This window comes from Bacillus sp. B1(2022) (assembly GCF_040259625.1).
Taxonomy (GTDB): domain Bacteria; phylum Bacillota; class Bacilli; order Bacillales; family Bacillaceae; genus Bacillus; species Bacillus velezensis.
Genome location: NZ_JANIFO010000006.1, coordinates 51,439 through 62,211, shown reverse-complemented (window position 1 = coordinate 62,211; position 10,773 = coordinate 51,439). Strand labels below are relative to the sequence as shown.

Annotated in this window: 1 protein-coding gene; it reads left to right on the top strand. The window is 52.7% G+C overall.

Features of this window, described 5'->3' with window-relative positions; all coding sequences use genetic code 11:
* Positions 1-10,761 carry a surfactin non-ribosomal peptide synthetase SrfAB gene (gene srfAB / locus NQS30_RS12205; RefSeq protein WP_167340473.1) on the top strand — a complete coding sequence of 3,587 codons (10,761 nt, stop codon included), beginning with the start codon at positions 1-3 and terminating at the stop codon, positions 10,759-10,761.
* The last annotated feature ends 12 nt before the right edge of the window (positions 10,762-10,773 follow it).

Below are 10,773 nucleotides of genomic sequence, written 5' to 3'. Positions count from 1 at the left end.
ATGAGCAAAAAATCGATTCAAAAGGTGTATGCACTCACACCGATGCAGGAGGGAATGCTGTATCATGCGCTGCTTGATCCGCATTCTTCCTCCTACTTCACACAATTAGAGCTTAGGATTCACGGAAGCTTTCAGCTGGAGCTTTTTGAAAAAAGCGTCAATGAGCTGATCCGGACATATGACATTTTGCGTACGGTATTCGTGCACCAGCAGCTTCAAAAACCGCGCCAAGTCGTATTGGCGGAGCGGAAGACGAAGGTGCACTATGAAGATATCAGTCAATTAGATGAATCGCGCCAAACCGAATATATTGAACGCTATAAACGCGGCGTGCAGCAGCAGGGCTTTCATCTGGCGAAAGATATTCTCTTTAAAGCGGCGGTGTTCAGACTCAGTGAGAAGGAGCTGTATCTCGTCTGGAGCAATCATCATATCGTCATGGACGGCTGGAGTATGGGCGTTTTGATGAAAAGCCTGTTCCAAAACTATGAAGCGCTTCGTGCCGGCCGGCCTGCCGGGGGAAGCCAAGGCAAACCTTACTCTGACTATATCAAATGGCTCGGAGGCCGGGATTATGAGGAGGCGGAACAATATTGGAGCAGCCGACTGGCGGATTTCGAACAGCCGAGCCTGCTCCCGGGCCGTCTGGCATCAGAAAAGAAAGACTACCAAAATGAAGAATATTCTTTTGTCTGGGATGAAGAGCTGGTCGCGCAGATTCAGCAGACCGCCAACCGACATCAAGTCACGGGGCCTAACCTGTTTCAGGCCGTTTGGGGTGCGGTGCTCAGCAAATACAACTATACAGACGATGTGGTGTTCGGCACCGTCGTATCAGGCCGTCCTTCAGAAATCAACGGCATAGAAACGATGGCGGGGCTGTTCATCAATACAATTCCCGTCAGAATCAAGATTGACAAAGATGCAGCCTTTTCGGACGTGATGGCGGCAGTTCAGAAAAACGCCGTGGAAGCCGAGCGCTATGATTATGTGCCGCTCTATGACATTCAAAAGCGCTCCGCCCTAGACGGCAGCCTCTTAAATCATTTGGTCGCGTTTGAAAACTATCCGCTGGACAAAGAGCTGGAAAACGGGGGCATGGAGGAAAGACTCGGCTTTTCCATTAAAGTTGAACATGCTTTTGAGCAGACGAGCTTTGATTTCAATCTCATCGTGTATCCGGGAAAAACGTGGACTGTCAAAATCAAATACAATGGAGCGGCTTTCGCTCATGATGCCATCGAACGAACGGCGCACCATCTGACCCGCATGATGAAAGCCGCGGTCGGAACGCCTGACGCGCCCGTGCGGGAACTCGGCCTTGTTTCAGGCGAAGAAGAGCGGCAGATTGTTGAGATATTCAATGATACGAAAACGGCGCTTCCGGAAGAGGAGGCCGTTCACCGTTTGTTTGAAGCACAGGCAAACCGGACGCCTGCAAGCATCGCGATAAAAGAAGCGGGACGCGAATGGACCTACCGTGAAGTGAACGAAGCGGCCAACCGTCTGGCGAGACACCTTGTGAAGAGCGGGCTGGAAAAAGGCCGGACCGCCGCTATTATGAACGACCGGTCTGCGGAAACCGTTGTCGGAATGCTTGCCGTCCTAAAAGCAGGCGGCGCATATGTGCCGATTGATCCGGCTTTTCCGGAGGACCGTCTCCGCTTTATGGCGGAAGACAGCTCGATTCGGCTCGTGCTGACAGTTCAGGACTATCAAGAACAAGCGGGCACATTGCAAGTCCCGGTCGTCATGCTGGATGAAAGCGCGGATGAAACGGTAAGCGGAACAGACTTGAATCTTCCGACCGGCAGCAACGACTTGGCGTATATCATGTATACATCCGGATCGACCGGCAAACCGAAAGGCGTCATGATTGAACACAGAAATATCATCAGGCTCGTCAAACATTCGAATTACGTGCCGGTTCATGAAGAAGACCGGATGGCGCAAACGGGAGCCGTCAGCTTTGATGCCGGAACCTTCGAAGTCTTCGGCGCATTGCTGAACGGAGCGTCATTGCACCCGGTGAAAAAAGAGACGCTGCTTGACGCCGGACAATTCGCCCAATTTCTGAAAGAGCAGCGGATCACGACCATGTGGCTGACGTCTCCGCTGTTTAATCAGCTTGCCCAAAAGGATGCCGGCATGTTTAACACGCTCCGGCACCTCATCATCGGCGGTGATGCACTTGTGCCGCATATCGTCAGCAAAGTGAGAAAGGCATCACCGGAGCTGTCGCTTTGGAACGGATACGGGCCGACGGAGAATACGACGTTTTCGACGAGTTTTCTCATTGATCAGGATTATGACGGTTCGGTCCCGATCGGGAAGCCGATCGGAAATTCCACTGCGTACATTATGGATGAAAACCGCAATCTCCAGCCGATCGGCGCGCCCGGTGAGCTGTGCGTCGGCGGAAGCGGAGTGGCAAGAGGCTATGTGAACCTGCCTGAATTAACGGAGAAGCAGTTTGTCCGCGATCCGTTCAGACCGGATGAAATGATATACCGGACGGGGGACTTGGCGAAGTGGCTTCCGGACGGCACGATCGAGTTTCTCGGCAGAATTGACAACCAAGTAAAGGTCCGCGGTTTCAGAATCGAGCTCGGCGAAATCGAGGCGAAAATCAGCCAGGCGGAGAATGTGACGGAATCTGCGGCTGTGATCCGGAAAAATAAAGCGGATGAAAATGAAATCTGCGCTTACTTTACGGCAGACCAAGCCCTTTCGCCGGAAGACCTGCGCAAAACGCTTTCGGAATCACTTCCGGAATATATGATTCCCGCGCACTTCATCCAGATGAATCAGTTTCCGCTGACGGCGAACGGAAAAATTGATAAAAAAGCGCTGCCTGAGCCTCAGGCTGAAGCCGTTCAAAAAGAATACGTAGCGCCGAAAACGGAAGCGGAGCAGAAACTCGCTGACATTTGGGAAGGCATTCTCGGTGTAAAAGCGGGTGTGACTGACAATTTCTTCACGATTGGCGGACATTCTTTAAAAGCCATGATGATGACCGCTAAAATCCAGGAGCACTTTCAAAAAGAAGTGCCGATTAAAGTGTTATTTGAAAAGCCGACCATTCAGGAGCTTGCGCATTATTTGCAGCATGAGAGCGAGGAGGAGCAGCAGTTTGAACCGATCCGACAAGCGCCTTATCAGAAGCATTATCCTGTTTCCTCAGCACAGCGCAGGATGTATATCCTTAATCAGCTCGGACAGGCAAGCACGAGCTACAACGTCCCTGCTGTACTTTTGCTGGAAGGGTCAGTAGACAAAAAGCGTCTTGAGGAGGCCATGCAGGCATTAATCAACCGTCATGAGACACTGCGTACGTCGTTTGACATGGCAGAGGGAGAAGTCGTGCAGACCATTCACAAAAATGTGTCGTTTGAGCTTGAAACCGCCGAGGGCCGGGAAGAAGATGCAGAAGAGCTGACAAAAGCTTTTATCAGGCCGTTTGCGCTCAACCGCGCGCCGCTTGTCCGTTCGAAGCTGATCCGGCTTGAAGAAGACCGGCATCTTCTGCTGATTGACATGCACCACATTATTACGGACGGAAGCTCAATGGGCATTTTCATCGGTGATCTTGCGAAGCTTTATCAAGGCACGGAGCTTGCGCTGCCAAAGATTCATTATAAGGATTTTTCAGTCTGGCAGCGTGAAAAAGCAAATCTCGATCAGCACGAAGCCTACTGGCTTGATACGTTCAAAGGCGATCTGCCGGTGTTGGATCTGCCGCTTGATTTCCCGCGTCCTGCCGAGCGCAGTTTTGAAGGGGAACGCGTCATCTTCGGGCTTGATAAACAGGTGACGGCGCAGATTAAGAAGCTGCTGGCTGATACAGATACGACGATGTACATGTTCTTGTTAGCCGCTTTTCAAGTGCTGCTGTCCAAATATTCGGGGCAGGAAGACATCATAGTCGGGTCTCCGGCGGCCGGAAGACAGCATCCTGATCTCCAAGACGTGCCGGGCATGTTTGTCAACACAGTTGCGCTTCGGTCGCATCCTGCCGGCAAAAAAACGTTCAAACAATTTCTGGATGAGGTGAAAACGGCGAGCCTTCAAGCTTTTGAGCATCAAAGCTATCCGCTTGAAGAATTAATTGAAAAACTGCCGTTAACGAGGGACACAAGCCGGAGTCCGCTGTTCAGCGTGTTATTTAATATGCAGAACATGGAGATCCCGGCCCTGCGGCTCGGAGATTTGGAGATTTCTTCATACTCCATGCATCATCATGTCGCTAAATTTGATCTTTCCTTAGAAGCGGCTGAACGCGGAGAAGAGGTCGGATTGAGCTTTGATTACGCGAAAGCCTTATTTGCGGACGAAACCATCCGCCGCTGGAGCGCTCATTTTGTCAATCTGATTAAAGCCTGCGCTGAAAATCCGGATATTCAGCTGGCCGACGCAAGCCTGCTGTCCGCTCCTGAACGGGAAGCGCTCCTTTCTGATGAAAAACGTACGGAAGCGGATCTGCCTGAGGGCACTTTTGTTTCGCTGTTTGAACGGCAAGCGCAAAAAACGCCTGATCTCACGGCGGTTGCGGGCGGAATAAGTCTGACATATCGTGAGCTTGATGAACGCTCGAACCGGTTTGCCCGCCACCTTCAGGCTTGCGGAACGGGCAGTGAGGACATCGTAGCCATTATGATGGATCGTTCGGCCGACTTGATTACCGCGATTCTCGGCGTCATGAAAGCCGGAGCGGCATTTCTCCCGATTGATCCGGAGACTCCTGAAGAGAGAATCCGCTACTCTCTTGAAGACAGCGGAACGAAGCTTCTGGTCGTCAATGAAAGAAACATGACCGCGGCCGCCGTTTATAAAGGAAAAACGGTCGTAATGGAAGACGGAGAATGGCAGAACGAAAGCGCCGGCCGGCTTGAAACGGAGCCCGGCGCCGACCAGCTTGCATATATCATTTATACCTCGGGAACAACGGGCAAACCGAAAGGCGTCCAGCTGGAGCACCGCAATCTAATCAATTATGTCACATGGTTCAGCCGTGAAGCCGGTTTGACCGAAGCTGACAAATCTGTGCTGCTGTCTTCTTACGCATTTGATCTCGGCTATACGGCTATATTCCCGATTCTTCAGGCGGGCGGAGAGCTGCACATTGTGCCGAAAGAGATGTACACCGCGCCTGATCAGCTTGGTGAGTATATACAGAAAAACGGCATTACGTATATGAAACTGACGCCGTCATTGTTCCATATGATCGTCAATACAGCCCGTTTTACGTCAGAACGCCGTTTCAGCCCGCTTCGTTTAGTGGTGCTCGGCGGAGAAAAGATCATCACGTCCGATGTCCGCAAGTATCATGACGTATACGCCCATACCGACTTCATCAATCACTACGGGCCGACGGAAACGACGATCGGCGCCATTGCCGGACGGATCAATATGGAGCGCCTTGATCAATATGAACAGCGTCCCGTCATCGGCCGCCCGATCGCGAATACCGGCGCGCTTGTATTGGACGGAGCAATGCAGCTCGTTCCTCCGGGCGCAAGCGGCGAGCTTTATATTGCCGGGAAGGGGCTTGCCAGAGGATATCTTCACCGTCCGCAGCTGACGGCGGAGAAATTTCTCTCAAATCCTTTTTCACCGGACAGCCTCATGTACAAAACGGGAGATGTCGTCCGCAGGCTTCCTGACGGGACGATTGAATTTATCGGCCGTGCGGATGATCAGGTGAAAATCCGGGGCTACCGCATTGAATTAAAAGAGGTTGAAACTGTGCTGTTAAGCGTAAACGGCATTCAGGAGGCGGTCGTTCTCGCAGTCAGCGAAGGCGGGCTGCCGGAACTGTGCGCGTACTATAAAGCCGACAGCGGGCTGAAAGGCTCTGAGCTTCGCAAACGGCTTTCCGAAACACTGCCGTCTCATATGCTTCCGGCTTATTTCATGCAAGTAGACCGCATTCCGCTCACAGCCAACGGAAAAGCCGATAAAAACGCCCTTCCGAAACCGGGCGTCAGCCAAACGGCGCAAACAGCTTCAGCCTTGCCGGAAACGGAATTGGAGGAAAAGCTGTGCCGCATTTGGAAACAGACACTCGGTACGGATACGCTCGGCATTGACGATAATTTCTTCGATTACGGCGGGCACTCTTTAAAAGGCATGATGCTCCTCGCCAATATTCAGGCTGAACTGGACAAAACGGTTCCGTTAAAAGCGCTGTTCGAACAGCCGACTGTCCGCCTGCTTGCCGCATATATCGAAAAATCAGCGGTATCTGAGGGATATCGGATGATCTCACCGGCCGACAGTGCAGACGCGTACCCGTTATCATCCGCCCAAAAACGGATGTACGTCCTGAACCAGCTTGACCGGGAGACAATCAGTTATAATATGCCGTCCGTTCTTCTGATGGAAGGAGAAGTCAATATTTCAAGGCTTCAGGAAGCGCTCAATCAGATGATCAATCGCCACGAGTCTTTGCGGACGTCCTTTATCGATCAAAACGGCCGCCCGATGCAGCAGATCGCAGAACAGGCTGACATCGACCTGCACATCTTTGAAGCAGCAGACGAGGAGAAAGCGGATCTTATCATTCAGGCATTCATTAAGCCGTTCGATCTGAGTGCGGCTCCGCTCATTCGGGCCGCTCTTGTCAGACTGAATGAAAAGAAACACCTGCTGCTGCTGGATATGCATCATATTATTGCCGACGGCGTGTCCAGAAGCATGCTGGTCAAAGAGCTCGCTCATCTTTACAAAGGCGGAAGCCTGCCGTCGCCGAACCTGCACTATAAAGACTTCGCCGTCTGGCAGAATGAACCCGAGCAGGCCGAACGGATGAAAGACCATGAGCGTTATTGGCTCTCCGCATTTTCCGGCGAGCTTCCTGAATTGAATCTGCCGACCGATTTCCCTCGTCCGCCGGTTCAAAGTTTTAAAGGACAATCCGTCCGTTTCAGAGCGGGGCGTGAAACGGAAAAAGCGGTGCGTGAATTAATGGAATCATCGGGAGCGACTCTTCATATGGTGCTTCACGCCGCGTTCCATGTCTTTTTGAGGAAAATCACGGGGCAGCGCGATATCATTATCGGTTCGGTGACCGCCGGAAGAACGAGCGCCGAAGTTCAGGAAATGCCGGGGATGTTTGTCAATACGCTTGCGCTTCGCAATGAAACGCAAAAAGAGCAGACCTTTGCCGGGCTGCTCGAACGGGTGAAACAAACCAATCTCGACGCGCTGGCGCATCAGGATTATCCGTTTGAAGATCTGATCGGAAAGCTTGACCTGCCGAGAGATATGAGCCGTAACCCATTGTTCCAGGTGATGGTGACGACAGAAGATCCGGATAAAGAAACACTGGAACTGGAGAACCTGCGCATCACTCCGTATGAGTCAAACCAAGGCACGGCGAAATTCGATCTGACACTCGGCGGCTTTACGGATCAAGAAGGTCTCGGCCTTCAGTTTGAATATGCGACTGATCTGTTTAAAAAAGAAACAATTGAAAAGTGGAGCGCCGGGTTCCTGCGGATTCTGAAGCAAGCGGCAGAAAGTCCGGACAGAAAGCTGCCTGAGATTTCACTGATCAGCGATGCTGAAAAACAAGCCCTCCTCAACGCATGGAAAGGAAAAACAATTTCTGTGCCGCGGGACAAAACGGTTCACCGTCTCTTTGAAGAAACGGCCGCCCGCCACGCGAACCGGCCGGCCGCGGCATACAACGGCGCGAAATGGACGTACGGCGAGCTGAACGCAAGGGCGAACCGGATCGCGCGCATTCTCATGGACTGCGGCGTCACGGCTGACGAACGTGTCGGCATTTTGACGAAACCGTCCTTGGAAATAGCCGCGGGCGTACTCGGCGTCCTGAAAGCAGGCGCGGCATTTGTGCCGATTGATCCCGACTATCCGGAAGAGCGGATCAGCTACATTCTGCAGGACAGCGGCGCCAAGCTTCTTCTTACACAGGAAGCGCTCGACGTGCCGGAAAGCTACAACGGAGAAACGATTCTGCTTGACGGCAGCCGCTCCATTCTGAGCCTGCCGCTTGATGAAAACGATGAAGCGAACCCGCAGACGGAAACAACGGCGGATCATCTCGCTTATATGATTTACACGTCAGGAACGACCGGACAGCCGAAGGGTGTCATGGTCGAACACCATGCGCTGGTGAACCTGTGTTTCTGGCATCACGACGCATTCGCCATGACGGCGGATGATAAAAGCGCCAAATACGCGGGCTTTGGTTTTGACGCCTCCATCTGGGAAATGTTCCCGACATGGACCATCGGCGCGGAGCTTCACGTCATTGACGAAGCGATCCGGCTGGATATCACCCGCTTAAATCACTATTTCGAAGAGCACGGCGTGACCATCACTTTCCTGCCGACGCAGCTGGCCGAACAATTTATGGAGCTGGAAAATACCTCTCTCCGCATGCTTCTCGTCGGCGGCGACAAGCTGAAGCGGGCGGTGAAACAGCCGTACACGATCGTCAACAACTACGGCCCGACGGAAAACACCGTCGTCGCGACAAGCGGCGTCATCAATCCGGAGGAAGGATCGCTTTCGATCGGACGGGCGATTGCCAATACGAGAGTTTATATTCTCGGCGGCGGCGATCAGGTGCAGCCGGAAGGCATTGCCGGTGAATTGTGCGTGGCCGGCCGCGGTCTGGCGCGCGGATACCTGAACCGTGAAGAAGAAACGGCGAAGCGGTTTACCGCAGATCCGTTCGTGCCCGGCGAGCGCATGTACCGGACCGGCGACCTCGTCAAATGGAACGCGCAGTGCGGCATCGAATACATCGGCCGTATTGACCAGCAGGTCAAAGTGCGGGGCTACCGGATCGAGCTTTCAGAAATCGAAGTCCGCCTCGCCCAGCTTGCGGACGTTCATGACGCAGCGGTGACGGCCGTGGAAGACAAAGCGGGCAATACCGCGCTTTGCGCCTATGTCGCGCCTCAGCAGGACGATATTGAAGCGCTCAAATCCGCGCTGAAAGACACGCTGCCTGACTACATGGTGCCGGCGTTCTGGGTGGAGATGGACGAGCTTCCGGTCACCGCAAACGGAAAGATTGACAAAAAAGCCCTGCCGGCGCCTGACATTGAAGCGGGAAGCGCGGCATACAAAGCGCCGGAAACGGAGATGGAGACGCTGCTTTCCGACATTTGGCAGGAAGTGCTCGGTCTTGACCAGATCGGCGTAAGCGATAATTTCTTCACGCTCGGCGGGGACTCGATCAAAGGCATCCAAATGGCGAGCCGCCTGAACCAGCACGGCTACAAGCTGGAGATGAAAGATCTCTTCCAGCACCCGACCATCGAAGAGCTCGTCTCGTATGTGGAGCGGACGGAAGGCAAGCAGGCCGACCAAGAACCGGTCGAAGGCGAAGCGGCTTTAACGCCGATTCAGCGCTGGTTCTTTGAACGAAACTTCACGGACAAACACCACTGGAACCAATCCGTCATGCTTCACGCGAAAGACGGCTTTGATCCGGACCTGGTGGAAAAAACCCTGCAAGCATTGATTGAACACCATGATGCGCTCCGCATGGTTTACCGTGAAGAAAGGGAAGGCATCATTCAGACATACCTCCCTGTCACAGAATGCAAGGCAAGCTTTGAAATCGTTGATCTGTACGGAACTGACGAGGATATGCTGAAAAGCCAGATTCAGCGGCTTGCCGATCATCTTCAGGGAAGTCTGGATCTGGAGAACGGCCCGCTGTTAAAAGCGGAGCAATACCGGACAGAACAAGGCGATCATCTGTTAATCGCGATTCACCATCTCGTCGTGGACGGGGTTTCATGGAGAATTCTGCTTGAGGATTTCGCTTCAGGTTATAAACAGGCGCAGCAGCAAAACAGCATCGTCCTCCCGCAGAAAACCCACTCCTTTAAAGATTGGGCGGAGGCGCTGAACTCGTTTGCGCAATCAGAAGAGCTGAAAAAGCAGGCGGCTTATTGGGCGCAGGCAGATGCGGAAGAACTTCAGCCGCTGCCGAAAGACCATGATCCGAACAAACGGCTCGTCAAACATACGGCGGCCGTGAAATGTGAATTGACTGAGGAAGAAACGGCACAGCTGCTCACAGATGTTCATCATCCGTACGGGACGGAAATCAACGACATTCTGCTCAGCGCGCTCGGCTTAACGATCGGTGAATGGACGGAAAACGGCAAAGTCGGCATCAACTTAGAAGGACACGGCCGGGAAGAAATCATACCGAATGTCAATATTTCACGGACGGTCGGCTGGTTTACGGCCCAATATCCGTTGATTCTGCAGATCAGCAAGGAAGACGGCGTCTCTTCCGTCATTAAAACGGTAAAAGAGACGGTGCGGCGCGTTCCTGATAAAGGTGTAGGATACGGGATTCTCCGGTATCTGTCATCCGATGAAACAGAAAAAGGCGCCGCGCCTGAAATCAGTTTTAACTACTTGGGGCAGTTTGACAATGAAGTGAAAACGGAATGGTTTGAGCCGTCTCCATATGATATGGGACGTCAAGTCAGCGAAGAGTCAGAGGCGTTATACGCACTGAGCTTCAGCGGGATGGTTACAGGCGGCCGCTTCGTCATTTCCTGCTCATACAATCAGGAAGAATATGAAAGAAGCACCGTCGAAACACAGATGCAGCGGTTTAAAGACAATCTCTTAATGATCATCCGCCATTGCACGGCCAAAGAGGAGAAAGAATTTACGCCGAGCGATTTCAGCGCGCAGGATCTTGAGATGGATGAAATGGGAGACATCTTTGACATGCTTGAGGAGAATTTAACGTGACAAAAACAGATA